At 53.6% G+C, this 25815-nt stretch carries 24 protein-coding genes; 7 read left to right on the top strand and 17 right to left on the bottom strand.

Annotation, left to right across the window (positions count from 1 at the left end; translation table 11 throughout):
- Positions 1–19: 19 nt before the first annotated feature.
- The 4 genes from proX to AC791_RS19200 form a co-directional block, all read right to left on the bottom strand.
- Positions 20–1015, bottom strand: coding sequence for a glycine betaine/L-proline ABC transporter substrate-binding protein ProX (gene proX, locus AC791_RS19215; RefSeq protein WP_049842098.1), 996 nt, complete (start codon positions 1013–1015; stop codon positions 20–22).
- Positions 1016–1075: 60 nt separating this feature from the next.
- A complete protein-coding gene (gene proW, locus AC791_RS19210; RefSeq protein WP_049842097.1) occupies positions 1076–2140 on the bottom strand; it encodes a glycine betaine/L-proline ABC transporter permease ProW in 1065 nt (354 codons plus the stop codon).
- Positions 2133–3335, bottom strand: coding sequence for a glycine betaine/L-proline ABC transporter ATP-binding protein ProV (proV, locus tag AC791_RS19205; RefSeq protein ID WP_049842096.1), 1203 nt, complete (start codon positions 3333–3335; stop codon positions 2133–2135). Before proV ends, proW begins: the two co-directional genes overlap by 8 nt.
- 362 nt (positions 3336–3697) lie before the next feature.
- A complete protein-coding gene (locus tag AC791_RS19200; protein ID WP_049842095.1) occupies positions 3698–4705 on the bottom strand; it encodes a LacI family DNA-binding transcriptional regulator in 1008 nt (335 codons plus the stop codon).
- Between the two features lie 187 nt (positions 4706–4892).
- Between AC791_RS19200 and AC791_RS19195 the strand changes: the two genes are divergently transcribed.
- Positions 4893–5987, top strand: a complete 1095-nt coding sequence (locus AC791_RS19195; protein WP_049842094.1) for a 1,4-beta-xylanase — start codon at positions 4893–4895, stop codon at positions 5985–5987.
- A gap of 39 nt (positions 5988–6026) precedes the next feature.
- Here the strand turns inward: AC791_RS19195 and nrdF are convergent, their stop codons facing one another.
- The 5 genes from nrdF to AC791_RS19170 form a co-directional block, all read right to left on the bottom strand.
- Complete coding sequence (gene nrdF, locus AC791_RS19190) at positions 6027–6989, bottom strand: class 1b ribonucleoside-diphosphate reductase subunit beta (protein WP_049842093.1); 963 nt, start codon at positions 6987–6989, stop codon at positions 6027–6029.
- Positions 6990–6999: 10 nt separating this feature from the next.
- Entirely contained in the window at positions 7000–9144 is a 2145-nt protein-coding gene (nrdE, locus tag AC791_RS19185; protein WP_049842092.1) for a class 1b ribonucleoside-diphosphate reductase subunit alpha, read from the bottom strand.
- Positions 9117–9527: a class Ib ribonucleoside-diphosphate reductase assembly flavoprotein NrdI gene (gene nrdI / locus AC791_RS19180; RefSeq protein WP_049842091.1), complete on the bottom strand. Its 411-nt coding sequence runs from the start codon at positions 9525–9527 to the stop codon at positions 9117–9119. Before nrdI ends, nrdE begins: the two co-directional genes overlap by 28 nt.
- Positions 9524–9769, bottom strand: a complete 246-nt coding sequence (gene nrdH / locus AC791_RS19175; RefSeq protein WP_049842090.1) for a glutaredoxin-like protein NrdH — start codon at positions 9767–9769, stop codon at positions 9524–9526. Before nrdH ends, nrdI begins: the two co-directional genes overlap by 4 nt.
- A 270-nt stretch (positions 9770–10039) precedes the next feature.
- Complete coding sequence (locus AC791_RS19170) at positions 10040–10369, bottom strand: DUF883 domain-containing protein (protein ID WP_049842089.1); 330 nt, start codon at positions 10367–10369, stop codon at positions 10040–10042.
- Between the two features lie 161 nt (positions 10370–10530).
- Here AC791_RS19170 and AC791_RS19165 point away from each other — a divergent pair, with 161 nt between their 5' ends.
- The gene (locus AC791_RS19165; protein WP_049842088.1) at positions 10531–10881 is read left to right on the top strand and encodes a DUF2002 family protein; all 351 of its coding nucleotides are present in this window, start codon (positions 10531–10533) and stop codon (positions 10879–10881) included.
- 10 nt (positions 10882–10891) lie between these two features.
- On the opposite strand, the gene alaE is transcribed toward AC791_RS19165, so the two are convergent.
- Both alaE and AC791_RS19150 read right to left on the bottom strand, forming a co-directional pair.
- A complete protein-coding gene (alaE, locus tag AC791_RS19160) occupies positions 10892–11341 on the bottom strand; it encodes an L-alanine exporter AlaE (protein WP_049842087.1) in 450 nt (149 codons plus the stop codon).
- A gap of 428 nt (positions 11342–11769) precedes the next feature.
- Positions 11770–11949, bottom strand: a complete 180-nt coding sequence (locus AC791_RS19150) for a hypothetical protein (protein WP_049842085.1) — start codon at positions 11947–11949, stop codon at positions 11770–11772.
- Between the two features lie 167 nt (positions 11950–12116).
- Here AC791_RS19150 and AC791_RS20120 point away from each other — a divergent pair, with 167 nt between their 5' ends.
- Positions 12117–12275 carry a YqaE/Pmp3 family membrane protein gene (locus tag AC791_RS20120; protein ID WP_072094411.1) on the top strand — a complete coding sequence of 53 codons (159 nt, stop codon included), beginning with the start codon at positions 12117–12119 and terminating at the stop codon, positions 12273–12275.
- Positions 12276–12294: 19 nt separating this feature from the next.
- Here the strand turns inward: AC791_RS20120 and AC791_RS19145 are convergent, their stop codons facing one another.
- A complete protein-coding gene (locus tag AC791_RS19145) occupies positions 12295–12849 on the bottom strand; it encodes a 2-oxo-tetronate isomerase (protein ID WP_049842084.1) in 555 nt (184 codons plus the stop codon).
- Between the two features lie 187 nt (positions 12850–13036).
- Here AC791_RS19145 and AC791_RS19140 point away from each other — a divergent pair, with 187 nt between their 5' ends.
- A complete protein-coding gene (locus AC791_RS19140; protein WP_049842083.1) occupies positions 13037–13432 on the top strand; it encodes a YgiW/YdeI family stress tolerance OB fold protein in 396 nt (131 codons plus the stop codon).
- Between the two features lie 190 nt (positions 13433–13622).
- Complete coding sequence (gene lysM / locus AC791_RS19135; protein WP_049842082.1) at positions 13623–14063, top strand: peptidoglycan-binding protein LysM; 441 nt, start codon at positions 13623–13625, stop codon at positions 14061–14063.
- 41 nt (positions 14064–14104) lie between these two features.
- Here the strand turns inward: lysM and fhuE are convergent, their stop codons facing one another.
- Positions 14105–16261 carry a ferric-rhodotorulic acid/ferric-coprogen receptor FhuE gene (gene fhuE / locus AC791_RS19130; RefSeq protein ID WP_049842081.1) on the bottom strand — a complete coding sequence of 719 codons (2157 nt, stop codon included), beginning with the start codon at positions 16259–16261 and terminating at the stop codon, positions 14105–14107.
- Positions 16262–16495: 234 nt separating this feature from the next.
- Here fhuE and AC791_RS19125 point away from each other — a divergent pair, with 234 nt between their 5' ends.
- Positions 16496–16936: a hypothetical protein gene (locus tag AC791_RS19125; protein ID WP_049842080.1), complete on the top strand. Its 441-nt coding sequence runs from the start codon at positions 16496–16498 to the stop codon at positions 16934–16936.
- A gap of 184 nt (positions 16937–17120) precedes the next feature.
- On the top strand, positions 17121–17681 hold the full coding sequence (locus AC791_RS19120) for an Ail/Lom family outer membrane beta-barrel protein (protein ID WP_199485524.1): 561 nt from the start codon (positions 17121–17123) through the stop codon (positions 17679–17681).
- A gap of 54 nt (positions 17682–17735) precedes the next feature.
- Here AC791_RS19120 and AC791_RS19115 read toward each other — a convergent pair whose 3' ends face one another.
- The 4 genes from AC791_RS19115 to AC791_RS21000 form a co-directional block, all read right to left on the bottom strand.
- Positions 17736–18926, bottom strand: coding sequence for an HlyD family efflux transporter periplasmic adaptor subunit (locus AC791_RS19115; RefSeq protein WP_049842078.1), 1191 nt, complete (start codon positions 18924–18926; stop codon positions 17736–17738).
- Positions 18907–21093 (bottom strand): type I secretion system permease/ATPase, encoded by a 2187-nt coding sequence (locus AC791_RS19110; RefSeq protein WP_049842077.1) that lies wholly within the window; start codon positions 21091–21093, stop codon positions 18907–18909. Before AC791_RS19110 ends, AC791_RS19115 begins: the two co-directional genes overlap by 20 nt.
- Entirely contained in the window at positions 21090–22496 is a 1407-nt protein-coding gene (locus AC791_RS19105; protein ID WP_049842076.1) for a TolC family outer membrane protein, read from the bottom strand. Before AC791_RS19105 ends, AC791_RS19110 begins: the two co-directional genes overlap by 4 nt.
- 71 nt (positions 22497–22567) lie before the next feature.
- Positions 22568–25813, bottom strand: a complete 3246-nt coding sequence (locus AC791_RS21000) for a BapA/Bap/LapF family large adhesin (protein ID WP_416202317.1) — start codon at positions 25811–25813, stop codon at positions 22568–22570.
- Positions 25814–25815: the final 2 nt, after the last annotated feature.

Below are 25815 nucleotides of genomic sequence, written 5' to 3'. Positions count from 1 at the left end.
GGAGGGAGGGGGAAAAAAATTACTTCTGTGCGGCGAGAGCTTCTTTTATCCAGCCGTCGAACTGCTGCTGGTGCGCTTTGATCCAGCCGTCAACATGGCCCTGAACTTCAGCTTCAGAGGCTTTACCGTCATGCATCATCGCATTTTGCGCATTGATATCCGCCAGCGGCAGTTTCATCAATGAGAACAATTTGGCCGCCGCCGGGTTTTTCTCAGCCCAGGCTTTGTTGGCCACAATATGCATGGTATTCACCGGGAAGCCGTAGTTCGCGCCGTTCGGCAGTTTAGTATCAATATCTTTCTGCTCGCCCGGCAGTGAGGAGAATGGAACCTGTAACCACACCACGTCTTTACCCGGCTTCATAACATCGCTCACCCAGTATGGCGTCCAGGTGTAATAGAGGATGGGTTTGCCTTCTTTAAAGCGAGTGATGGTGTCAGCCATCATTGCAGAGTAGTTACCGTGGCTCACATCAACGGTTTTTTCCAGGTCGAACGCTTTGTTCTGATGGTTAATGACCGCTTCGCAACCCCAGCCCGGTGAGCAGCCCATCATGTCCGCTTTGCCGTCGCCGTTGGTATCAAAAATTTTGGCAATTTTCGGATCTTTAAGCTGCGCCACATTGGTTATTTTGTACTGCTCGGCGGTTTTTCTGTCGATCAGGTATCCCTGTGCTGCACCGGTAACAAACACGCCTTCACGGTAGAATTTTTTATCGCCCCCGGCCGCAGCATACATATCATCATGCAGCGGTTGCCAGTTAACGGCGGTGAAGGTGGCATCGCCGGAGGCAAGTGAGGTATAGCCAACGTTATAGTCGACTTCACTTGGCTTGCTGACGGTATAGCCCAGTTTTTCCAGCGCGCGGCTGACCAGCAGCGTCTGGAAAGATTCTTCAGAAATGGTGCTCTGGATCGGCTGAACCGTAATGCCTTTACCCGGCAGATCGGCCGCAAAGGTGCTGGTGGAAACAAGGGTGGCCAGGGCAGTGGCTAAAATCGTGCTATGTCGCATCGTTGTTCCTTTTTAATGAGGTGTAGTTGTGTTAGCCCGGCGGTGACCGGGCCAAAATTGCTATTTGATGAAGGGACGCGTGACGAGGCCCAGCGGACCAGTAGCATACCAGCGGCGATTGCCACGGCTGCGTGAATCGCGTCCAACGGCCTGCGTGAGGCGATCAAGAATGATGGCCAGAATGACGATCCCGACGCCGCCCACGGTAGCCAGACCCATATCGAGACGGCCAATACCGCGCAGTACCATTTGACCCAGACCGCCGACGGCGATCATCGAGGCAATTACCACCATCGACAGCGCCAGCATCAGCGTCTGATTAACGCCGGCCATAATGGTAGGCATCGCCAGCGGGAGCTGTACTTTAAACAGCATCTGACGCGGGCTGGCGCCAAAGGAGCGCGAGGCTTCGATCAGATCGGCCGGAACCTGATTAATCCCGAGGATAGTCAGGCGCACAATCGGCGGCAGGGCGAAGATAATTGTTACCACGACGCCTGGAACGTTGCCAATCCCGAACAGCATTACGATAGGCACCAGATAAACGAAAGCAGGTGTGGTCTGCATCGCATCCAGCAGCGGGCGAATAATTTTGGAGGCGCGCGGACTTCGCGCCAGCCAGATCCCCAGCGGTAGTCCGAGGATCACGCAGAACAGCAGGGCAGTTAGCACCAGCGCCAGAGTGATCATCGCCTGTGACCAGGCACCAATCGCGCCAATGGCAATCAGCGACACCAGGGTGGCAACGCCCATTCCGAGGCCGGAAATCTGCCAGGCAATCAGGGTGAAGACAATAATCGCTACCGGCGCAGGCATTCCCAGCAGCAGTTGCTGGAAGCCGTTGAGGATATAATCCACCGGGACACGAATACCCTGAAACACCGGGCGGAAATGGGTGACAACCCAGTCGATCCCCTGCGTGACCCAGCTATCCAGCGGGATCAGCGTCTTATGGAACGGGTCCATAATATTGAAGTGCTCCGGTGCCGGAGCGGGCGCGCTGGTCAGCCAGTCGGCACTGCCGCCACCGTCGGCAGGGGCTGCAGGTGCACCCCATGCATCGGCGGACTGGGCTGCGTTATCGGCAGCTGGTGCGGTTTCCCACGGGTTATTTTGATCAGCCATTGTTAGCCCCCTCGCGATCTAAAGACTGTAGCAACATGCGTTTTGAGATGATGCCAAGGTATTGTTGCTCTTCGTCCACCACCGGAACGGCACAGGGCGCCTGACCTACGTGGGAGAGCAATTCGCTGAGTGGCGTTTGCGCATCTACGGCCAGCGGCGACTCAATTAACGCCGTTTCGATACCCTGCTGTTGGCTAAGCGCCATTTTCAGCGAATCGATAGAGACAATGCCGACATATTTATTGCCACGCTCGATGACATAACCGTATTCACGATCTTCATCCTGCAATAATTTGAGCGCAGAACGCGGACCGAAACCTGGGGTTTTACGAATCAAACCGACCGGGCTGCGGCGGGCAATATCTTTGGCGCTGAATACCTGGCTAATATCCACGCCGCGGAAGAAGGTGCGGACATAATCATTGGCCGGGTTATTCAGAATTTCATCAGGGGTGCCCACCTGAACCACTTCACCATTTTGCATAATGGCAATACGGTCGCCGATGCGCATGGCTTCATCCAGATCGTGAGAAATAAACACGACGGTACGTTGATGTTTCGCCTGCAATTTTACCAGCTCATCCTGCATCTCAGTACGAATAAGCGGGTCGAGTGCCGAGAACGCTTCGTCCATCAGCAAAATATCCGGGTTAATCGCTAACGCGCGGGCCAGACCTACGCGCTGGCGCATACCGCCAGAGAGTTCATCAGGATAGCCGTGAGCATAATTTTCCAGACCCACCTGACGCAGCGCGTCCAGCGCCTTTTCCTGACGTTCTGCCGCTGAAACGCCCGCCAGCTCCATACCGAATGCGGTATTATCCAGCACGGTCATATGGGGCATCAGTGCGAAGGACTGGAATACCATAGCAATCTTCTTTCTGCGCACCTCACGGAGTTCAGCATCTGATATTTTGGCGATATCTACGCCGTCAATCAGCACCTGTCCACGGGTGGGTTCAATCAGGCGATTGAGAAGGCGTACCATTGTGGATTTACCCGAACCGGATAATCCCATGATGACAAATATCTCGCCTTCTTCAATGGCCAGACTTGCGTCTTTAACGCCAAGCGATAGCCCAGTTTTTTCCAGAATTTGCTCTTTCGAAAGTCCTTTTTCGATATATTTGAATGCGCGCTGTGGATGCTCACCAAATACTTTATATAGATTCTTAACTTCTAATTTAATTGCCATGCAATAAAAAGATTCCCGTTATTTGATTTTGTCGATTTACTACCTATCCGAAATAATAACCGGGCTATACCCTAGCATACTGAGAATCTGAGACAACCCTTGTGATTCCGGTTGGCATGAATATTGCCGCACGAGGATCGGCGCGACTTCCCATGATATAAGGGCTGAGCAGCAATGAAATAAAGTCGATATTTTTTGAAACCACAGCGAAAGCACGTCCTGAATCGGAAGATTCTGACGAATGCGCACGGCAATATCTACCTTAACCTAAATTGAAATATTTGTGTGATAATCATGCAGTCTTTAAGATATTTCCGTCGAGAAAATAAGGGCTATTTTCTGGACGGAAATGAGCAAAATAATTAACGCTGTGTGGACGCTCGAATCCGTAATTTTCCGGTCATGATCACCTGGGTTGCCGCGTCTTCTCCTTCACACAGGTATTCCACCGCCAGACGGCTTAACTCGGCGTAAGGGAGCTGAATGCTGGTCAATGGAGGAGTCAACTGAGTGGTGTAATGCTGATCGTCGTAGCCTGCCACCATCACCTGTTGCGGGATGCTGATTTGCAACTCAGCCAGCGCCTGATAGCACCCTAATGCGATCCAGTCGCTGGCGCAAAATATCGCGTCCGGAGGCGCAGCGGACTGCATCAGCTGACAGGTTGCCTGATAACTTTCATTAAGCTGCCACTGAGTATGACGTATTAACGTCGCATCGCACGGAAGACCGGCCTGTGACAGGGCAGCGCAATATCCTTCCTGACGATGCCTGGACGCATCCATCCAGCGATCGCCAGTAATATGGGCAATACGCGTTGCGCCCTGGGCGATGAGGTGGCGGGTGATCTGAAATGCATTGGCGTAATCGTTGGGTAAAAACGTGGGCACCATCGGATAGTGACGGTCGTAGACATTGAGCAGGATCAGGGGAATACGGATGCAATTTTCAAACGGGGCGAAATCGATGGCGCGGGTGATCGGTGAGGCAAGAATGATCCCGGCGCAGCGCCGCTGCTCAAGCTGGCGGATGATATGAATAGCCAGCTGATTATCATCTCCGTAGTCATAAATCGTCAGTAACGTGTTGTTACGCCAGGCGGCATCGCGTGCCTGATTAAAGGCCTCCGTGAAAGGATCGTATCCGGGCATCGCATTGATCAGAAGCGCGATCTCTTCCTGACCTTCAGACTGATGTGGAGGCGCAATTTTTTTGTAGCCCAGCTTTTGTGCCGTCTGGATAACTCGCTGGCGAGTCTCCTCGCTGAGTTTACTGCTCTGCGCATTATTCAGGATCAGTGACACCGTAGCCTGCGATACACCCGCGTCGCGAGCAATATCGTTCATGGTGATTTTCTCTTTCTTTTTCATGATCTTTGCTATCGGTTATCTGAATTTTTGCCACTATATCACAGCCGTTATGCGGTTTTGCTGCTGTGCAGGTAAAAGCAATGAGTGTGATCACACTAACACTTATTTTATCCCCTGCTTGCAGTTGATTAAAGCAGGTAATATTTATTAGCTAATAAATATTACCTGAAGATGGACAGGAGACACGATGCGTCAGCAATGGACTACGGAACAAGCAAATGACTGGTATCAGCAGCAGGGATGGATGTGCGGGTTTAACTATTTACCGCGAACGGCGGTCAACTGGACGGAGTTATGGCAGGCCGACACTTTCGATCTGGCGACTATCGATCGGGAGCTGGGATGGGCGCAGGCCACAGGCTATAACACGCTGCGTATTAATCTGCCGTTTATCGTCTGGCAGTACGATCGCGACGGGTTAATCGATCGTATTAACGCGTTTTTAACCCTCGCCGCGCAGCACCGTTTTCGTACTATGCTGACGCTGATGGACGATTGCGGCTTCTCTGGCGATCAGCCTTACCTCGGGCCGCAGAAAGCGCCTGTCCCCGGCATACATAACAGCCAGGCGGCAGCCAGTCCCGGGCGTGACAACGTCTGCGATTATGCCGTCTGGCCGCACATTGAGCGCTACGTGCGCGATATCATTCATACCTTCCGTGACGATCGGCGCATCGTGGTCTGGGATTTATACAATGAGCCGGGCAACCGGAGTAGCTTTGCCAGCGGTACACAAGAGGTATTGTACGATGAAAAGCTGGAGTATTTTGCCCTGCAACTCATGACCCACGCGTTCCAGTGGGCGAGAGAAGAAGATCCGGTACAGCCGTTAACGGTGGCCGCGTGGCATCTGTCGCAGGACCCGGATGAGCCAGAGACTGAGATTTATCAACATCCTGTTGACCAGGCGGCGCTGGCGCTTTCCGATATCATCAGTTTTCACGCCTATGTAAGCACCGCAAAAATGGTCAAAACCATCCGTCATGTGGAACAGTGGGGGCGTCCTGTATTTTGTACCGAATGGCTGGCCCGCCACGTTGGCAGTACTTTTGAGGCGCAATTACCGCTGATGCACGGCTGTAACGTAGTGCCGTATCAATGGGGGCTGGTGCGCGGAAAAACGCAGACCGTTATACCGTGGCCGGGTCTGCTGAAAGAGCAGGGCGATTATGCCCATCTCTGGTTTCATGATGTGTTTGATGAAAATGGCATTCCGTTTCAACGCACTGAACTCGACCTGGTATCATGCCTGTCGCGTATCCCGCTGCATCCGCGTGGCTGATGGCGTAGCGGGCGTGAGTGCGCCCGCCATGTTGCGGATTCAGAAATTCCAGTCTTCGTCTTCGGTTTCTACCGCTTTACCCATCACATAAGACGAGCCTGAACCGGAGAAGAAATCGTGGTTCTCATCGGCATTGGGAGACAGCGCCGCCAGGATCGCCGGATTGACCTCTGCCATTTCCTGAGGAAACAACGGCTCATAACCTAAATTCATCAGCGCTTTATTGGCGTTATAGCAGAGGAAGGATTGCACATCTTCCTCCCAGCCGGTTCCGGCGTAAAGTTCGTGGGTATACGCCAGCTCGTTATCATAGAGATCCATAAGTAAATCAAGGGCGAAGTTTTTAAGTTCCTCGCGCTCCCCGGCACTTATTTTCTCCAGCCCTTTCTGATACTTATAGCCAATATAGTAACCGTGTACCGCCTCATCCCGAATAATCAGGCGAATAAGATCGGCCGTATTGGTTAGCTTGCCGCGGCTGGAAAAGTACATCGGTAGCCAGAAGCCGGAATAAAATAAAAATGACTCAAGGAAGACGCTGGCAATCTTTTTCTTTAGCGGTTGGTCGGCATGATAATGCGTAAGGATCAGCTGGGCTTTACGCTGAAGCGGCCCGTTTTCTTCACTCCACTGATAGGCGGCATCCACATCTTTGGTCTGGCACAACGTCGAAAAAATCGAACTGTAGGAGCGGGCATGTACAGCTTCCATAAAACTGACATTGGATAGCACCGCTTCTTCATGCGGAGTCAGGGCATCGGCCATCAGCGCCGGTGCGCCGACGGTATTCTGGATAGTATCGAGCAGCGTCAGACCGGTAAACACGCGGATGGTCAACTGCTGTTCCGCCGGACTTAGCCCTTGCCAGGCCGGAATGTCATTCGACAGCGGCACCTTTTCGGGCAGCCAGAAATTACTGGTTAGCCGATTCCAGACTTCTAAATCCTTATCGTCATGGATTTTATTCCAGTTGACGGCGCTCACGCGCGACAGATTGTTCATCCTTTTCTCCTCACAGCGCACAGGACACGCAGCCTTCAATTTCAGTACCTTCCAGGGCCCGCTGGCGCAGACGGATGTAATACAGCGTTTTGATGCCTTTCTTCCACGCGTAAATCTGCGCTTTATTGATATCCCGGGTAGTCGCGGTATCCGGGAAAAACAGCGTCAGCGACAGCCCCTGATCGACATGACGAGTGGCTTCGGCATAGGTATCAATAATTTTTTGTGCCCCGATATCATACGCATCCTGAAACAGCGCCAGATTGTCGTTGGTCATAAACGGCGCCGGGTAGTAAACGCGCCCGGTTTTACCTTCTTTGCGAATTTCTACTTTTGAGACAATCGGATGAATGCTGGAGGTCGCATGATTAATATAGGAGATGGATCCGGTCGGCGGCACCGCCTGCAAATTCTGGTTATAGATACCGTAACGCTTCACCTCTTCACAGAGCTGTTGCCACATGGCGCGAGTAGGCAGCGTTATACCGGCGCGGACAAAAAGCGCACGCACTTTAGCGGTTTTCGGCTGCCACTCCTCTTCAAGATACTGACGGAAATAGTCTCCGCTGGCATAGCGTGACTGTTCAAATCCGGCAAAGCGCTGCTGACGTTCGCGGGCCATCATCATCGAGGTATTCAGCGCGTGCCAGGTCACGGTATAAAAATAGAGATTGGTGAAATCCAGCCCTTCCGGCGAGCCGTAGGCAATACCTTCCCGCGCCAGGTAGCCGTGCAGATTCATTTGTCCGAGGCCAATGGCGTGTGATTGAGCATTACCCGCCGCTACTGAGGGAACTGAGCGAATATGGCTCATATCTGAGACAGCCGTCAGACCACGAACCGCCGCTTCAACAGTGCGGCCAAAGTCCGGCGAGTCCATAGTATGGGCAATATTGAGCGAACCAAGGTTGCAGGAGATATCGTGCCCGACCTGAGCATAATCAAGATTTTCATCATACGTTGATGCGCTGTTAACCTGTAAAATCTCTGAACAGAGATTGCTCATATTAATGCGCCCGTGGATCGGGTTGGCCTGATTGACGGTATCTTCAAACATGATGTACGGATAGCCGGACTCAAACTGGATCTCGGCAAGCCGCTGAAAAAAGTCCCGGGCGCTGATGTATTTTTTACGGATGCGCTCATCGGCCACCATTTCGTCATAGCGCTCGCTGACGGCAATATCACCAAACGGTTTGCCGTAAATACGCTCGACGTCGTAAGGCGAAAACAGGGCCATTTGACCATTTTCTTTTGCCAGACGAAAGGTGACGTCGGGGATCACGACCCCCAGCGATAGCGTTTTAATGCGAATTTTTTCGTCGGCATTTTCGCGTTTGGTATCAAGGAACTGCTGAATATCCGGATGATGAGCATGAAGATAGACCGCCCCGGCACCCTGACGCGCCCCCAGTTGGTTTGCGTACGAAAACGCATCTTCCAGCATCTTCATCACCGGGATCACGCCGGAGGACTGATTTTCAATGCGCTTGATCGGTGCGCCCGCCTCGCGCAGGTTTGACAGCAGAAATGCCACGCCGCCGCCCCGTTTAGAGAGCTGGAGCGCCGAGTTTACCGCCCGGCCAATTGACTCCATATTGTCTTCAATACGCAGCAGGAAACAGGAAACCAGTTCGCCGCGCTGCTTTTTGCCGCAGTTAAGAAATGTGGGGGTAGCAGGCTGAAAGCGCCCGGACAGCATTTCATCGGTCAGTTGTCGGGCCAGCACCGTATCACCCTGCGCCAGGGTCAGTGCCACCATGGTGACGCGATCTTCGAAATGCTCAAGATAGCGTTTGCCATCAAACGTTTTGAGCGTGTAGCTGGTGTAAAATTTCCATGCGCCAAGAAAGGTCTGGAAACGAAAACCGCTGGCATGCGCCTGAGCGAACAGATCGACCACAAAAGCGCGGTCGTAACGGGCCAGTACGCTTTCATCGTAATAACTTTCGCCGACCAGCCAGTCAAGCCGGGCCTGCTGATGGGGAAACGACACGGTATTCGGCACAACGTGAGCCGACATAAACGCATCCACCGCCTGATGATCTTTTTCGAACTGAATACGGCCATCTTTATCGTAGAGATTTAACATCGCGTTCAGCGCATGGTAATCCGGCGCGGCCTGCGTTACGCGTTCTGCGGTTGTCGTTGCCAAAATTCGCTCACTCCTTTTCGCACAGTATCAATATCGTGTTGTGTTCCCATCAGCTCAAAACGGTAGAGCCAGGGAACGGCGCATTTTTGCGAAATCACATCGCCGGCACGGCCGTAAGCCTCGGCAAAATTGCGATTGCCGGAGCTAATTACCCCGCGGATCAAGGCGCGATTATGTTCATCGTTTAAAAATCGGATCACCTGCCGCGGCACCGCGCCAGCGGTTCCGCCGCCGCCATAGCTCGGGACAATCAAAATGTAGGGCGCAGTGACCCGAATACGCTCCCGTTCATTAAGCGGAATACGTATAGCGGGAAGCCCCAGCCGCGCTATAAAGCGCTGTGTATTCTCCGAGCTGCTGGAGAAGTAGACGAGGGTACTCATAGACTCACAGCAACAGGCGTCGCGCTAAGGCGATTGATCATATCCGGGCGAAAACCTGACCAGCGCGTCTCACCGGCGATCACCACCGGGAGCTGACGAAAACCCTGCGCCCGTAATGTCTCAATTTCTTCCGGCTGAATATCGAGGTTGACCAGTTCAAAGGTCAGACCGCGGCTCTCCATCGCCCGTTTTGTGGCATGGCACTGAACACAGTCATTTCGAGTGTAAATAATAATGCTCATGATTCGTATTTCCATTTAGAATAGAAGTTATGGCGCAAGATGCGCGTCGACTATTGTGTTGGCTGATACGATCAGATACTAGATGTAGAAGAATAAAAGTTCAACCATACAAGATATGGTATTTTTCACGGTGATTTACCTGGCTGCGTAACGTAGCGCGGGAGAGGGCACTATGGTTGGACTGGCGGCGAGAACGCGCGCAAAACGGATAAAAAAGAAAACCCCCGCGGCTTTCGCCGGCGGGGGTTTTAGTCAGGCGGGTAAAACTGATTAACGGCGACGCAGACTTAACAGAGCGCCGACGAAAATACCTACGGCTGCCGCTGTACCTACGCCACACCACGGTCTGTCGCGGACGAATGATTCTGCACAGCCAACGGCATCGCGCGTTGCCTGGCCGACACGAGTACGGCCCTGAGCACGCGCGCGGGTCTCTTTCAGCAGCGCTTTCGCTTTACGACGCGCTTCTTCAGCTTCGCCTTTGGCATCGCTGCCCCAGGACTTCAGCACTGACTCCAGGCTGTCGGCTAATTGATTAACGTCATTCTGGATGTCCTGAACGCCGTCATCTACATCGTTACGGTTCGGTCGATTTAACATGTGATCCTCCATTGATTTCGATGTGTTTTTAAGTGTAGACCAGCTTTTTAACCCTGAAGCTAAACGCAGCGCGATAAATACTTTTATGGACTTTTCTGAAAGCGAGGGTGATGCTGAATACGGTAAGGTGGCGCTGCAGTAAAAGATAATGAGGATAAAATATGTACTTACGACCCGATGAAGTGGCTCGTGTTCTCGAAAGAATGGGGTTCACAATAGATGTGGTAACTCAGAAAACCTATGGCTATCAGCGCGGTGAGGACTACGTTTATGTGAATCGCGAAGCGCGCATGGGCAGAACGGCACTGATTGTGCATCCCACCCTGAAAGAACGTTGCATGACGCTCGCGGACCCGGCCTCGGATGTAAAAACCTGCGATCACTATCAACAATTCCCGCTTTATCTGGGAGGGCACCGTGAAGAACACTACGGTATTCCCCATGGTTTTAGTTCACGCATGGCCCTCGAACGTTTTGTGCAGGGCGTATTCGGCGAGTATCAGCCGGGTTGACCCTCCGCCGTCAGGCTTTTACCTGCTGATAGTCTGCCACGCGAAACAGACGGCGGCAGTAATCGAGAAAGTAGCCGTACACCGCCCCCATTAACATAGACACGACGATGTTCGAGCTGACGGCCGCCACAATTTGCGGCCAGCCCGCGCCCACCGTAAGCAAAATCGCCACATAGACCGGTGACTGAAAGGTCACATAGGCAATGATGTCTGCCAGATTTTTAACCCATCCTGCCGGGCTGATCCGCCGGGCCTGCCGCATAAAAGCATCACGATAAAACCCGTACGGCCACGCAATAATAATGTTAACCGGGATAGCCACCAGCCGTGATGAAAGGGACTGCTCAAAGGTCATATTGGAGAGGAATATCTCGATGAGCATATTCACAACGGAGCAATAGACCACCATAGCAAATGTGTCTGCTACCGCGTGACGCAGACGAGACTGCGCAGAGAACATGGTAATGCTCCTGAGAAGAAGGTAAATAGGATTTTAGCGGTTATCGCCGCTTCATTTGATGCGTATAGATTATATCGCTGCCTATAAACCTACAACTAGTGAATTATTTTTATTTAAACGCTTTATGTCGATAAATCGCTTTGCGAGCGGTCGTTTTTTCAGCGTTTCGTTATTTTCGTTGCCGGTCTTTAATTTATCTAATCTAATCATATGGTTATGTTTTACACGCGGGACGTTCTCAATAACAATGCGGCGTTGTCTCAGCGTGTTCAGCATAAGATAAGCCAGCATAATGTTTTCAAGCCAAGGGAGCATATTTCGTTGGCATAAAGCGCGATAGGCAGAGGATCATGCTACCAGTGAGGCATTGGTTTTTATATGCCTGGCTATGATGTTTGACGCGGCAAGGTGAACCTTGCCGCCCGCAATTAGCACACGCCGAAATCGCCATCTTCGGAATAGTGCACTACATCGGCGGCTTTCAGAGTGATTTTCTCTCCCTGCTCATTACTGGTCGGCACGGCCACAATCTGATCGTCGTGAACTTCAACGATTTTTAATTTTTGGCCACCGATGCGCGGCTGCACAATATCGCCTGTTGAGAACATACTTACTCTCCTGTTTACGGGTTATCGGTCAAAACAGTAGCATATGAATGCCGGGAAGGTAAAAGAGGGTAAAAGGTCAGGCGTATTAGCCGTCGTTGACTACACTAGTGACTTGTGGAGATAAAATTCCTTTTTTTACAATAGCCTGCTTTTTATAGGGAGTATTTATGGGTTTCTGGCGTGTCGTAATCACCATTATTTTGCCTCCGTTAGGCGTATTGCTGGGTAAAGGCTTAGGTCTGGCGTTTCTGCTAAATATTATCCTGACTCTGTTGGGGTATATCCCGGGCCTGATCCACGCTTTCTGGATACAAACGCGAAATTAAAAGTAAGCGCCTCAGAGTGTTACTCTGAGGCGCCTTCATGATTTTTTTCCAGCCGCTGAAGTATACGTATCAGCGCGAATTTTACCGCCTGGTTAATGACCGCTTCGCAGGTGCCGCTGAACTGCCGGAATTCACTGGCTACCGGTTGATCAAACATCGACCAGGCAAACCAGATAAATCCCGCTGGCGTTCCGTCGGGACCGTCTTCAGGCCCGGCATAACCGCTAACCGCAACGGAAATCGGCTCACCTGAGATACTCCTCGCGCCTTGCGCCATCTCTTCTACCGTCTGACGGCTGACCGCACTGTGTTGTGCCAGCGTCTGCGGATTAACGTGTAATAATTTTATTTTTGCCCGATCGTTAAAGGTGACGAAGCCGCAGCCGTAAAACTCAGGTGTATTTTCTGTCGCGCACAAGGTGGTGGCGATTTGTCCTCCGGTGCAGGATTCCGCCGTCGCCAGACGTAAATTACGCTGCGTCAGAATATGGCCCAGCCGCGCCGCTATTTCTTCTATCGGAAGTTGAAACAGTTCCTCTTGTTCGGCAATAGATGAATTTACAGAGTTACTCATTATGACCTTCACTGTTATCGGTTAAATTAATAAATAACGTCTGGTTAAATATAGCTAAAGATGGCGTGCGCGGTCAGAGAAATAGAGGCATAACGATACTTCAGACGGCGAGAAAATGCACACAGTTGCAGGAATGGAAGATGGCTGCCAGGCTTATTACTTATCGTTAATAAGCGGAGAGGCTCTGATGAAAAAAACAGCACTTTTCATTCTGCTCGGCGCGTTGTTCAGCGTGGGCGTACAGGCTGAAGACAAAGGTGGCCTGAACCCGGGTGAAGCCCCGCCGCCGCCACATGCGATGGATGACGGGTATCGTGGAATTGAAGATGCGCGTACCTCTACCATTGAAAAAGCCAAAGCCATGCATGATGGGGCATCGGTTTCTTTCCGTGGTAACCTGGTGAAAAAACTCGACGGCGACCATTATGAGTTCCGCGATAAAACCGGCGAAATAAAGGTCCAGATCCCACCCAGCGTGTTTAACGATCGCGAAGTAGAGCCGGATCATCTGCTCACTGTCAGCGGCAGCCTCGATAAAAAACAGGACCCGCCGATCGTTCGCGTCAGTCATCTTGAGAAATAAGCGTCATGTTCTGGCAGCAGCGTAATTAAAGCGTCTGCTGCTCCTGGCGAACGCCTGGAAAATATTATTATCAGAATTAACTGATGAAATTATTTACCGATCGGCTCTATATATTAATTAAGCATTGCTGAAGTCGGGATTAATTATATCCGGCGGCAATTTACTCCTTACTGCATATAATGAGGCAAAAATGGGACTCTTTAACTTTGTAAAAGACGCGGGTGAGAAACTTTGGGATGCGGTGTCCGGACAACATGACGAACAGGCAAAAAAAGTACAGGACCATCTGAGTAAGACCGGTATTCCGGATGCGGACAAAGTTAACGTCCAGGTGACCGACGGGGCGGCTATTGTCTCGGGCGTAGCCCTTAGTCAGGAAGCCAAAGAAAAGCTGCTGGTGGCGGTCGGGAACATTGCCGGCATTGCCAGCGTTGACGATCAGGTTAAAACGGATACGCCGGCTAAAGAAAGCCAGTTCTATACCGTTAAGTCAGGTGACACCCTGAGTGCTATTTCTAAGCAGGTTTATGGCGATGCAAATCAGTACAATAAAATCTTTGAAGCTAACAAACCGATGCTGAAAAGCCCGGAGAAAATTTATCCGGGTCAGGTTCTGCGTATTCCTGAATAACGCATTATGAGTTTATCCCCGGCATTTACCGGGGATTTTTCTCAGAAGCTATAGGACAAATTCACCGAGTAGTTCAGCGGCTCGCCGTACACTTCTGAATCGCCCAGCCAGCTGTAATAACTGCGGTCAAACAGGTTTTGCACATTGGCCTGAACCGCGAGCTGTTTTGTCATCTGATAGCGAGCAAATAAATTCACCAGCGGATAACTGCCCTGCGATACACGTTTGGTGTCGCCATTCGGCGCGGTCGCATCCCGGTATACGCCATTTTGCCAGTTCGCGCCGCCGCCCACGGTGACCTCCGGCAGCATTGGCAGCTGATAGCGAGTAAACAGCTTAAAGGTAGTTTGCGGCATCATGCTGTTAAATCGACCTGCTGTATCGCGGGCAACATAACGGGTTGCGCCAAAGGTCATCTGCAGGTTGTCGGTTACCGCGCCGTTCAGTTCAAACTCAGCGCCTTTACTCGTAGCACCTTTCGCCGGGTAATATGCCTGTTCGCTGCTGCCATTAACGAAAGTACCGTCGATGGACTGGCCAACGTTATCCTGCTCAATGCGGAATATAGCGACAGTGGCCGTCAGACGACCATTCATCCAGTCGGATTTCAGCCCGGTTTCATAGCTTTTACCCGTGACCGGCGAAAGATACTTGCCGCTGCTGTCGCGTTTGGTTTGCGGCTGGAAGATAGAGGTATAGCTGGCGTACGCTGACCAGATATCGTTGATGTCATAAACCAGCCCACCATACGGCGTAATGTTGGTTTTGCTTACGTCTCCGCTGCTGCCGTTGGTGCTCCACTGCGTATAGCGCGCGCCGAGGATCAACGACAGCGGATCGGCCAGGGAGAAGCGGGCGGCAGAATAGGCAGATTTCTGGCGCACGACGTTATCAGCATTCAGATACCAGTCGCCCCACGCCGGATCGATAACATCACCGTTCCAGCTATCATCAAAACGGCCCATCTGCTGACTATCAATCGGCCCGTCTGAACTGTAGGTCGCGTTATGCTGACGGCTATAGTTCACTCCGGCCACCAGCTCATGCTGGCGTCCGAGCAGGGTGAACGGTCCGGTGGCGTAGGTATCAACCGAATCCAGCTTGCGCTTGCCTTTATCCTTACTGCCAAAGCCGCTGGTGCCTTCGCCCGTGATCATGTCTGGTGAACCCATCACATACAGCAGCTTGTCATTGAAATTCTCTTCCGCGTGCGTGCCGTTCAGCTTTAGCGCCCAGCCGTTATCAAAATTGTGGCTGGCATTAGCAAAGACTTTACGCGAGTCCAGGCTATAGCGCGTCCAGTCTGCGGCGGTATTGGTGCTGCGATCGTAATGTGTGCGAACGCCGTTGCTGTACCAGGTCGGCAGCCCGCCCCAGGTCGGATTGCCGGTATTGCTCTCCTGATAGTCATAGCCCAGCGACAGCGTGGTACGCTCGGTAATATCTGCATCCATCACGCCGTAGAGGAATTTTTTGGATTTATGGTAGCGGTCTAACCAGCCGTCCTGATCCTGATAACCTGCCACAATGCGCCCGCGTACCGATCCCATTTCATTCAGCGGACCGGAAACATCCGCCACGTAGCGCTGGGTGTTCCAGCTGCCGTAGCTGGCATTCACGTTGCCGGTAAATTCTTTGCTGTCCGCGCGTTTACGCACCATATTCACAGACGCTGCCGGGCTTCCCGCGCCGGTCATCAGGCCGGTTGCGCCGCGTACTACCTCAATGCGGTCATAAATGGCAGTATCGGAGGCTGCATCGCCATAGTTCCAGACATCGCTGACGGAAGTGGGGATGTCATCATAGGTATAATTGCTGATTTCAAAGCCGCGCGAGAAGTAGGATGAACGCTCGCTGTCAATGATTTGCGCCGAGACGCCGGTAGTATTGTCCAGCACCTCACCGACCGTTTGCAGATCCTGATCGGCCATTCGCTGTTGGGTAATGACGCTGAATGACTGCGGCACATCGCGCGGTGTCAGGGTCATTTTGGTGCCTGCGTGCGTAGTGGCCACGTTGTAATCGTGCGCAGTATCCCCCTCTGCGGCACTTTCAGTCCCGTTAACCACCATAACCTGTTCCGCCGCGTTAACCTCTTCGGCCCAGGCGAGGGAGGGAGTTACAACGGCGTGAATAGCCAGTGCCAGTACCGAAACGGCGATACCGGATGTGCCGGTTCCTTTGCTATCAAAAGACATACCTGATTCCTGTCAGAAAAGAGTGTCGCTTCTTTTATGTGGTTATAGCGCAACGGGTTTTGTCGCTATTTGGCCCGTGCGGGAAGAAGCTTTTTTGAGAATGGCAATGATAATTATTAGTGTTTACAAATACCAGCACATATTGACATAAAATTAACAATGCCTGGCTATCAAAAGCGGGGAGGGAGGTTTTATCCGTCGCCTGCTACCCTAAGGCTTTCGCTTTAAGGATCAATGATGGTGCTACGCAGAAGAATCACGCTGGTGGGATGCGTGTTGTTATCCCTGCTTTCGGGCTGTAAAAATCACCGGATAAATCGCACGGTGGTGTATGAAAATACGGTTTACCACTGGCGTATTGAGCATGTGGTGAACACGATTTATCCTGCCAGCACGCGCCAGTACTATGAGGTTTTCCTTAACGATCGACTGCTGATCCTGCCGGCAAATACCTTTAACGATGAAAATGATATTCAGATGTTTATTGCCGCAGGGGGTTTTGATATTGGTCACTGGCGCAATAAATCAATTGTGGTGAGCTTTGAAAATAATCAGCAGCGCGAGGGAAAGGAAATACGGCTAATACGGTCAGTGATGCTTGCACCAGAAAAGGAAAATGAGGTGCTGGTCACGGATATGTTTACCGGGCAGCAGGTTATTGTTCAGCGCAAGTAAGCGCAAATAAATACCTACTATATTTAGTGGGGGCTGTTCGACTGTTTATTGTCCTTTAAGATTATTCTGCATTTCTTCCTGGATTAAGAAGAGTAACAATATGTTACGTTCAGTCAGTCATTTTTATTGGCAGAGCAAGATAGCTACTTCTGCATAATTTATGACAACGCCTAAAGGAAAAAAAGTGAAAAAAATAGCTCTGGTCGTAATGCTCGCTGGCAGCATGGTAAGCGGCACTGTAATGGCAGATGATCATTCAGTATCAGTAGGTTATGCTCAAGGTAAAGTAGAAGGCTCTAAAAATATTCGTGGTGTAAACCTTCAATATCGTTATGAATTTGATTCTCCACTCAGCGTTCTGGGTTCATTCACTTATTTGAAAGGCGACGACAGTCAGGATTATTATTTTGAAGGCGATGCTGTTCACAATAATATTGACGCTAAATATTATTCACTGTTGGCAGGGCCGGCGTACCGAATTAACGAATATGTTTCGCTGTATGCTTTAGGTGGGGTAGCGCGAACAAAAGTTGATGCCAAAACGACCTGGCGTAATGCCGGAGATGGGTATGTTGGGCGTGAAAGTTATAACGAAAAATCCACTTCATTTGCGTATGGTGCCGGGGTGATATTTAATCCGGTTGAGGACCTTAGCGTGAATGTCGGCTACGAAGGCACCAATATTGATATTGATGGCTCGCGTTCTATCAATGGATTTAATGTTGGCGTAGGCTACCGGTTCTGACATTGTGACGACGACACCGGCCGGTTGAAACGGCCAGTGTCGTTTTCGCTGTCACTACCGTTCACGCAGCGCCTCTTTCGCGCGGTTAAACGGTTTGATCAGATAATCCACAATCGTTTTTTCCCCGGTTTTAATATCCACTGTGGCGATCATCCCCGGTGCAATTGAGAACCGGCGACCAGCTTTATTGAGCAGAAAATCTTGATGGGTGCGGATAAACACGCGATAGTAAAAAATTTCCGGCTTCACTTTATCCTGAATAGTATCCGGGGAGATGGTTTCCACTTCACCTTCCATGCCACCGAAAATCGCATAATCGTAAGCGGTGATTTTGACCAGTGCCCGCTGACCAGGATGAATAAAGGCAATATCACGCGGCGATAAGCGGGCTTCAATTAATAACCGATCGTCGATGGGCACAATCTCCATCATCTCGCCGTTAGGCGGGATCACGCCGCCGATGGTCGTCACCTGAATATTCTTCACAATACCGCGCATAGGGGCACGTATCGTCAGACGGGTAACGGAATCTTCCCGGCCTTTAATGATCGCTGACAGCATCTCGACTTCGGCATTGGCTTTAGACAGTGCTTCGCGGGCCTGAACGTAATACTGAGAGCGCACATCGCTGAGTTTCAGGCCCAAATCGCTTTTTTGCCGCTGCAAACGCAGCACTTCGACATGGCTGGCCGCGCCGCTTTTCTCCAGCCGCTGGGTGATTGCCAGCTCTTTATTAACCGACGTCTGCGCTTCTTTAAGTTCGGATTGCGCATCAGCAAGCTGCGCCCGGCGGGAGGTATAAAGTCGGGTTTCAGCCGCGATCAGCTCTGGCCAGGCTTTTAGCGAATCCGGAAACACCAGCGGCTTGTCGCTGACCTCGGCATACAGACGCGCGCTGGAGGCCAAAGAAGCCCGGTAACGCGCCGCACTTTCGCCGACGTTGGATTCAGATCGTGTCGGGTCCAGGCGCGCCACAACCTGTCCGGCCTGAACCTGATCGCCCTCACGCACCATCAGTTCTGCCAGCACGCCACCGTCCAGCGACTGTAAAAGCTGTTCGCGTGAACTGGGCACCACCTTCCCCGTGCCGGTAGATACCTCGTCCAGAACGCCAAACCATGCCCAGATGCCCATGATGGCAAACAGCGCAGTGCACAGTACAATAATACGCGTTGCCCCGGAGAAAACATTCTCGCGCTGATCGTTGAGATCGTCAAAAGCGGCGTCACGCTGACTGGTTTTCATTATTCGCCTCCCGCCCGGTTGTTGGCATAGTCTTACGACTCTGGCTTAACGCCTGATTTTTCGGCGCGTCCATCACCAGTTGTCCCTCTTTCAACACCACTACTCGCTCGACCAGATCGAGTACCGGCACACGGTGCGTGGCGACGATGAGGGTGCGATGACCCAGCCATTCACCGAGCCGCTGGATAAATTCCCGCTCGGTATGTTCATCCAGCGAGGCGGTCGGCTCATCAAGCAGCACGATATTGGGCGAGCGCAACAGCATTCTGGCCAACAGGATCGACTGACGTTGCCCGCCGGAAAGCCCTGTACCGCCCTCCATAATCAGATGATCCAGTCCCTTCGGCTGGGTTTTAACAAAATGCGCCGCGCCGCTTATCTCCAGCACCTTAAAAATCTCGTCATCGCTGGCATGGGGCGCACCCAGCATCAGGTTTTCCCGCAGCGTACCGTAGAACAGGCGCGCATTTTGACTGAGAAAACCGATATTACGCCGCAGGTCGGCCATATCAATTTGCGCCAGACTCAGGCTGTCAAGTCGCGCCTCGCCGCCCGCCAGCTCTATACCACCCGCCAGCGCCTGAAGCAGCGTGGATTTCCCGGCACCGTTACGCCCGAGAATGGCCACGCGCTCGCCGGGCTTAATCTCCAGCCGATTCACCCGCAGCGGAATGCGCTGATCGTCGTTGTAATAGCGAAATTGCGCCGCCTCAAACTGGTAATGGCCGTGGAAAATCTCCTGATGAACCAGATTGTCATCGCGCTGCGTCTCGGTGGGCAGTTGCATAATGCTGTCCAGGCCAACCTTCGCTGCTTTGACCTGTTGCCAGCGGGCCAGCACGCCGCACAGGTTTGCCATTGGGGCAATCATTCGTGAGGCCAGCATTGACGCTGCGACCACTGCCCCGGTCGTCATGGTGCCTTCAATCACCAGCGGCGCACCGAACATCACTACCGCTGCGTACACCAGACTCTGGACAGTGATCCCCCAGCTGATCAGCCCCTGCGACAGCTCACGCGTGCGCAGGCCCGACTCGGCAGTGATCCGAATATAGTGATTCCACTGCTGTAAAAAGCGGTTTTCCGCCTGCATCAATTTGATATCTTCCAGCCCCTGCACGCTCTCGACCAGCACCGCATTGCGCAACGTGGCTTCGTGGGCCGACTGGTTCGCCAGCACCGCCAGCTTCTTCTGTAACAGCAGACCTGGCAGGATCATCATCAGCGCCGCGACTGGGGCAATCCACGCCAGCGGCGGGGCGATGATCGCCAGCACCACCATAAACAGCAAGAAGAAGGGCAGATCGACCACCGTTGACATGGTGGATGAGGTCACCATTTCGCGGATCTGCTCCAGCTCGCGTAACTGGGAGATAAAGCTGCCGGTCGAGCGGGGGATCGCGCTGTTGCGCAGGCGCAGGGCGTGGCTGAATACCCGGTCGGAGACACGCATATCGGCCCGTTTCCCCAGCAAATCCATAATATTGCCGCGCGCGATGCGCAGCAGGAAACCGAAGATCACCGCGATCAACACCCCGATAGCCAGAACGTACAGCGAGGGCCACGACTGCGCCGGGATCACCCGGTCATAAACCTGCATGGAAAAGATGATCCCGGAAAGCGACAGGACGTTGATTAGCAGCGCTGCCAGCATCACCGGGCCGTACGGTTTGAGATCTTTCATTACCAGGCTTTTCAGCCAGTCCGGGCGAAAGCGGGAGAGATAGCTATCAACCCGACTGTCCTTCAGCGCCGACAGTGGGCGCAGCGCCACCACGGAGCGGATCTCAGTCAGCAGGGCGCTTAACGCCACCCGGTTACGCTGCCGCTGGTCGCCAATAACGCTTATCTCAAGCGTGTCGTGACCGTCAAACTGTTCGATTATCGCCAGTTGATCGTCCGCCAGCACCGCTACCACCGGCAGTTGCCAGCGGGAGAGCGCCAGCTCAGGCTCCTTTAATGGCTGAAAAGAGAGCCCGCTCTGGCGCGCCATCTGGGTCAGTGCAGGCAGCCACGTCTTACCCTGAAACCACGGCGCACTGGCCTGAAGGGTTCCTGGTGAACAGGAGATACGGTAATGCGCGGCCACATCACTGATAGCCAGCGCCCAGCGCGCCAGTTTGTCGCGGGTTAAGGTGCTATCCTCGGGGATCGCGTTGTGCATCATGGCTGGATCTCCACAGACTGAATTCGACGGTTCTCAAGGCCAAACGCGCTGCGCAGTTTGCCGGTGTTATAGAGGCAGTTAAGCTGAAGCTGGTGGAGTTGACTCAGCGTTTGCTGCTGCGCGAATCGCGCCTGATAGACCTCCTGTTCGGCGTTCAGTACGTCCAGCAGCGGACGCGAGCCTAAATCCAGATATTGTTGCTGATAGAGCTGACGGGTGCGCTCACTGAGCGCCTGCTGACGGGCCTGCACCTGAAGCGAGGTCGCCAGGTTCAGGGCTTCGCTGCGTGCTTCGAGCAGCTTCTGGCGCACCTGGAGGCGCACGCGCTGGATCGTGGACTGGGCGGTGTCAACCGCATGACTGGCCGCACTGCGTCGTGCGGTAAGGCCGCCGCCCTGATAGATAGGCATCTGCACCCGTACCCAGGCAGAGTATTGCGTGCGATCCAGTTCGGCGTTGTTGGCATATTTATCATTAAGATAGTGTCTGACTTCCGGCTCCAGCGAAATGGTCGGCGTCATCTGGGCATCGGCATATTCCAGATTGGCCTGGGCGACGTTGGCCTGCGCCCACGCCGCCAGCACCGACGGCACCAGCCGGTCATCTGGCTGCGCGATATCGCAACTGCGGTTCAGTTTTGCGGGAAAATCGTTGCTGATGTCGTTGAGGTTATTCCAGCCAAGCCAGGTCATGAGCGTCGCCTGAGCGCTTTCAAGACTGGCCTGATACTGGACAAGCTGTGCCCGTGCGCCTTCGATACGCGCCTCGGTTTGGACCACATCAGACAGCGAACTGGCTCCTTCGTCGTTGCGCTGATGGGCAAGACGGCCAATCGTGCTCAGTGCGTCGAGTTGCTCCTGAGCAATAACCACCATCTGCTGCCAGGTCTGGACCTGAACCAGCGCCGTGGCGGTATCATGCCCGACGGTATCAATACTCAGCAGCACGTTAGCCTGCTCCTGTGCCACGCCCGCACGTTCGGCTTTGACCTGACTGGAGACCTTGCCAAAGTCATAGAGCATTTGTGACAGCGACAGCACCAGTGACGGGCTGAAACCGCTATCGGAGTAGGTATTGCTATAACCGTTGTTCATCCCGGCGTTAACCTGCGGATAATATTTCGCCCGGGCAACGTCAACTTGATCGTTTTGCGATGCCAGCTTGCCCACGGCTTCGCCAATCGACGGATGCCATGCCACGGCGCGATCAACGGCTTTTTCAAGGCTGAGCAGCCCCGGCGCAGCGGTCTCCAGCGGTAACGCGCTCACGCCGTCCAGAGACGGTAGCGCCTGCTGCCGGGCAAGTTCAGCTGAAGCGATAGTCGGCGGAGCTTCGGCGGCAGACAGTGGAAACGGACACAGACAGCTTACCAGCCATCCGACAACGGGCCGTAATTTTCGCATAGATTATCCCTAATAAAATGTTGCTGCTTGTCTTGCCCCGGACGACATCGTCCGGGGCTATTTTGTGTCTATCAGGTAATGATGTGATTTTGTTGAATCAGCTCCTCAAGGTTGGTCTGTACGTTCTCCAGGGTGACCAGATTGGTGGATTGATATGTGGTTCCGGCTCCGTCGCGGTCAATCGCGATAGTGATGTTATTGCCGCTGGTGGTGACAGTCAGGTAATTGCCCAGCGTGGCCTGATCGCCGTTCCAGCCCACCAGCAGGTCGCCAATGTCGATTTTGTCACCCTGCGCCAGCGAGAAGTTGCTCCACGTATCGTTGCCGTTACCGCCGGTAGCGCTGGTGGTATTCAGCAACTGATAAATCAGCGTATCTGCATAGGCTGTACCAATGACCGTATCGTTTTGCGCGGTGCTCACAAATTGCGGGGCCATGTCGATGGTCAGCGTGGCGTTATCGGTATGCCCGTTCTGGTCGTTGAGGGTGTAATTGAACGTCTCCCTGGTGGTCATGGAGGCCGTGGCGACGCCCGGTCGCAGCGCGTAGCTGTATGCGCCATCGCTGGCGATGGTCAGGGTGCCGTAGTGACCCTGAACCGTTCCACTGGCTCCGTTACTGGTAAACGGATCGAGCGTGACAGTACTGCCGTTAAAGCCGGTAATGGTCAGTCGGGTATCAACGGTGGAGAGCTGATCCACCACGCCGGCGGCATCACTGCCGTCATAGATATTGCCGTTGATGGTATGCACGCCGCTGGTTTCGAAGTTATCCAGATCCCAGGCGGTGCCGGTGATCCGCGGGGTGATGGTAATGTTGCCAACAGACAGCGCGCCGATACTGCCGGTATAGCTCAACGTATAGTTGCCGGAATGCAGTTCCAGCCCGCCGAGGCTCACTGCAATAGCGTTGCCGAGCAGAGCACCGCCGCCAAATGAACCGGTGCGCACGGCTGTTGCGCCGTCATACAGGGTCCAGTTGACGGTCAACCCTCCCAGAGCCAGACCGGAGGCAACGGTAAAGTTCAGTACCGCATCTTTCACCGCGGTCCCCGCTGCGACTTCAATAATGCCGCTGCCGGTCCCGCTGGTGCGCGAGATGAGCGAACTGGTCCAGGTGGCGCTGCCGACGGAATTGTCGGCAAAGGCTGTCGTATCCTGTAGCGTGGTGAAGGTCATTAGCGGGCTAACATCGTCGACGGCATTGACCGGCAGCGGGGTCGCAATAATGTTCAACGAGGCGCTGTCCGTGCTGCCATCCGGCGTACGCACGGTGTAAATAAAGCTGTCCGGTGCGTTAATACTGTCCGCCCCGACGCCGCTGCGCAGTGTATAGCTGTAATTCCCGGCCTGGTCGATGGTTAGCGTGCCGTGGCTGCCGGTGATGGTTGCGCCTCCTGCGCCCACCGCAACACCATTGACTTCCGTGACCAGCGTCCCGGCTGGCGCAACGTCGTTATCCAGAACATTACCGCTGGTGGTGGCGGTGAGGCTTTCCACGTTGTAGACGCGATCCTGAAGGATATTCAGGGTATAGCCGGTCAGCGCGGTCACCCCGGACGCATTATTCAGCAAGAACAGGTATTCACCGCCCGGCAGGGTCAGCGTGAGCTGGCCGGATTGACCGCCCAGGAGCGGCACCCGCAGCCAGCCGGGTTCCACCCGATATTGCTCAAACTGCTGAATCGCATCGTTAAAGCGATAGACGTACAGGTCGAAAGTGGAGAGCAGCGCCACGCCACCAGCGCTGGATTGCAGCGTCAGCGTGCGGGTAGAGCCCTCCTCAACATCGAACACAATCGGGTTAGTGATGTTATTCAAAATGTTGGCATTGAGCACATTGCCGAGCGCAATGCCGACCACCGAGAAGCTGCTCTGCGATGACGGGCCGTTATTAACGATCTCCACCTGCGTTTCATAGGTCAGCGTTGCGGTATTATCGACCGCCGTAACCGTGCTCCCTGCGGTTCCCGCGCCGAGAGCCACCACCAGCTGCGCGCTGTCACTGACGCCGTTATGCGTAATGGTGTAGGTGAAGCTTTCGGTGCGGCCCAGTACCGTGGGCGAGGTGCTGGTCAGCGCATAGCGATAGCTTCCGTCGGCATTAATGGTCAGCGTGCCGTACAGACCGTCAATGATGGCTCCGCCTGCACCCACGGTGACTGTCTGACCGCTGGCATTACTGACCTGGCTTACCACCGTACCGTTTGGCGCACTGTCTCCACCGCTCACCGGATCGATATCCTGGATAACGTTGCCGACGTGAACCGTTTCGCCGTTCAGCGTTCCGGCACTGGTTTGAACCACCGACACATTCAGGCTGGTGAAGGAGCCGGTCGCCAGCAGGTTAGAGTTATAGCTCAGCACGCGGTACGTGCCGCCGGTCAGACCGTCGAGGGTAAAGTTGACGCTGCTACCGTTGAGGGTCAGAAGATCGGCAAACTGCGGCTGGGAAGAATCTGCTACGGTCACCCATGCATTGCTGGTGGGGTCGAGGCGCTGCACGGCGATTTGCTGGGTATTAAGCAGTGACAGCACAATGCCGGTGGCCGCAGAATCAATACTCAGATCTGCCCGACCGCCCTGGGCGACAGTAAAGGTGACCTGCGCAGTGTCGTTACCCAGCACCGTCGCATTATTACCCAGCGCGCCGATCAGCAGGACGCCGTAGTCGGTATAGTTTTCCGTGGTCACGGTAGCGTCGGTGGTCAGATCCAGTTCCGTGACGTTATCGCTGGCTGAAAGCGGCAGCACCGGCGCGGTCAGCGTTGTTGCAGGCGAAACGTTACCTGCGCTGTCACGGGCGGTGACCGCAATGGCTTCGCCTTCGGTCTGCCGGTCGCTCAGGGAAATGCTCCATGCACCGCTGGCGCTGGCCGTGGTCGTGAGCTGAACGTTACCCGGCAGCGTGACAATAACCGTGCTACCGGCTTCGGCGGTTCCACCGATCGCGCCGCCGTCGGCACTAAGTGTTGCCTGCGGTGCTGGCGGGGCGAGGGTATCCACAATCACGCTATAGAGCGCCGATGCGCCGCCGGTATTACCTGCGGCATCCGTGGCAGTAGCGCTCAGATTATGTGTGCCCTGCGCCAGGTTGATGCCTGGCGTAAAGGACCAGCTACCGTCGGTTGCCACGGTAGTGGTGCCAATTTGCACGCCATTGTCCAGAATACGCAAGGTGGCTCCGGCCTCGCCGGTACCGTTCAGCGTCGGGCGGGCGTCGTTGGTGGCGGCACCGTTGCCCACGATGCCGGTGATCGGGGCGATATCATCGGTAATGCTGACAATAATCGGCACATCCGGCGCGGTCGTATCCACGG

Source organism: Klebsiella sp. RIT-PI-d, assembly GCF_001187865.1.
Classification (GTDB): Bacteria; Pseudomonadota; Gammaproteobacteria; order Enterobacterales; family Enterobacteriaceae; genus Superficieibacter.
This window is presented reverse-complemented; position numbering and strand designations above follow the sequence as displayed.

What these genes read in the sequence shown, in the direction of transcription:
- proX (WP_049842098.1), bottom strand. Translation starts at nt 1,015, where the DNA reads ATGCGACATAGCACGATTTTAGCCACTGCCCTGGCCACCCTTGTTTCC.
- proW (WP_049842097.1), bottom strand. Translation starts at nt 2,140, where the DNA reads ATGGCTGATCAAAATAACCCGTGGGAAACCGCACCAGCTGCCGATAAC.
- proV (WP_049842096.1), bottom strand. Translation starts at nt 3,335, where the DNA reads ATGGCAATTAAATTAGAAGTTAAGAATCTATATAAAGTATTTGGTGAG.
- AC791_RS19200 (WP_049842095.1), bottom strand. Translation starts at nt 4,705, where the DNA reads ATGAAAAAGAAAGAGAAAATCACCATGAACGATATTGCTCGCGACGCG.
- AC791_RS19195 (WP_049842094.1), top strand. Translation starts at nt 4,893, where the DNA reads ATGCGTCAGCAATGGACTACGGAACAAGCAAATGACTGGTATCAGCAG.
- nrdF (WP_049842093.1), bottom strand. Translation starts at nt 6,989, where the DNA reads ATGAACAATCTGTCGCGCGTGAGCGCCGTCAACTGGAATAAAATCCAT.
- nrdI (WP_049842091.1), bottom strand. Translation starts at nt 9,527, where the DNA reads ATGAGTACCCTCGTCTACTTCTCCAGCAGCTCGGAGAATACACAGCGC.
- nrdH (WP_049842090.1), bottom strand. Translation starts at nt 9,769, where the DNA reads ATGAGCATTATTATTTACACTCGAAATGACTGTGTTCAGTGCCATGCC.
- AC791_RS19170 (WP_049842089.1), bottom strand. Translation starts at nt 10,369, where the DNA reads ATGTTAAATCGACCGAACCGTAACGATGTAGATGACGGCGTTCAGGAC.
- AC791_RS19165 (WP_049842088.1), top strand. Translation starts at nt 10,531, where the DNA reads ATGTACTTACGACCCGATGAAGTGGCTCGTGTTCTCGAAAGAATGGGG.
- alaE (WP_049842087.1), bottom strand. Translation starts at nt 11,341, where the DNA reads ATGTTCTCTGCGCAGTCTCGTCTGCGTCACGCGGTAGCAGACACATTT.
- AC791_RS19150 (WP_049842085.1), bottom strand. Translation starts at nt 11,949, where the DNA reads ATGTTCTCAACAGGCGATATTGTGCAGCCGCGCATCGGTGGCCAAAAA.
- AC791_RS20120 (WP_072094411.1), top strand. Translation starts at nt 12,117, where the DNA reads ATGGGTTTCTGGCGTGTCGTAATCACCATTATTTTGCCTCCGTTAGGC.
- AC791_RS19145 (WP_049842084.1), bottom strand. Translation starts at nt 12,849, where the DNA reads ATGAGTAACTCTGTAAATTCATCTATTGCCGAACAAGAGGAACTGTTT.
- AC791_RS19140 (WP_049842083.1), top strand. Translation starts at nt 13,037, where the DNA reads ATGAAAAAAACAGCACTTTTCATTCTGCTCGGCGCGTTGTTCAGCGTG.
- lysM (WP_049842082.1), top strand. Translation starts at nt 13,623, where the DNA reads ATGGGACTCTTTAACTTTGTAAAAGACGCGGGTGAGAAACTTTGGGAT.
- fhuE (WP_049842081.1), bottom strand. Translation starts at nt 16,261, where the DNA reads ATGTCTTTTGATAGCAAAGGAACCGGCACATCCGGTATCGCCGTTTCG.
- AC791_RS19125 (WP_049842080.1), top strand. Translation starts at nt 16,496, where the DNA reads ATGATGGTGCTACGCAGAAGAATCACGCTGGTGGGATGCGTGTTGTTA.
- AC791_RS19115 (WP_049842078.1), bottom strand. Translation starts at nt 18,926, where the DNA reads ATGAAAACCAGTCAGCGTGACGCCGCTTTTGACGATCTCAACGATCAG.
- AC791_RS19110 (WP_049842077.1), bottom strand. Translation starts at nt 21,093, where the DNA reads ATGATGCACAACGCGATCCCCGAGGATAGCACCTTAACCCGCGACAAA.
- AC791_RS19105 (WP_049842076.1), bottom strand. Translation starts at nt 22,496, where the DNA reads ATGCGAAAATTACGGCCCGTTGTCGGATGGCTGGTAAGCTGTCTGTGT.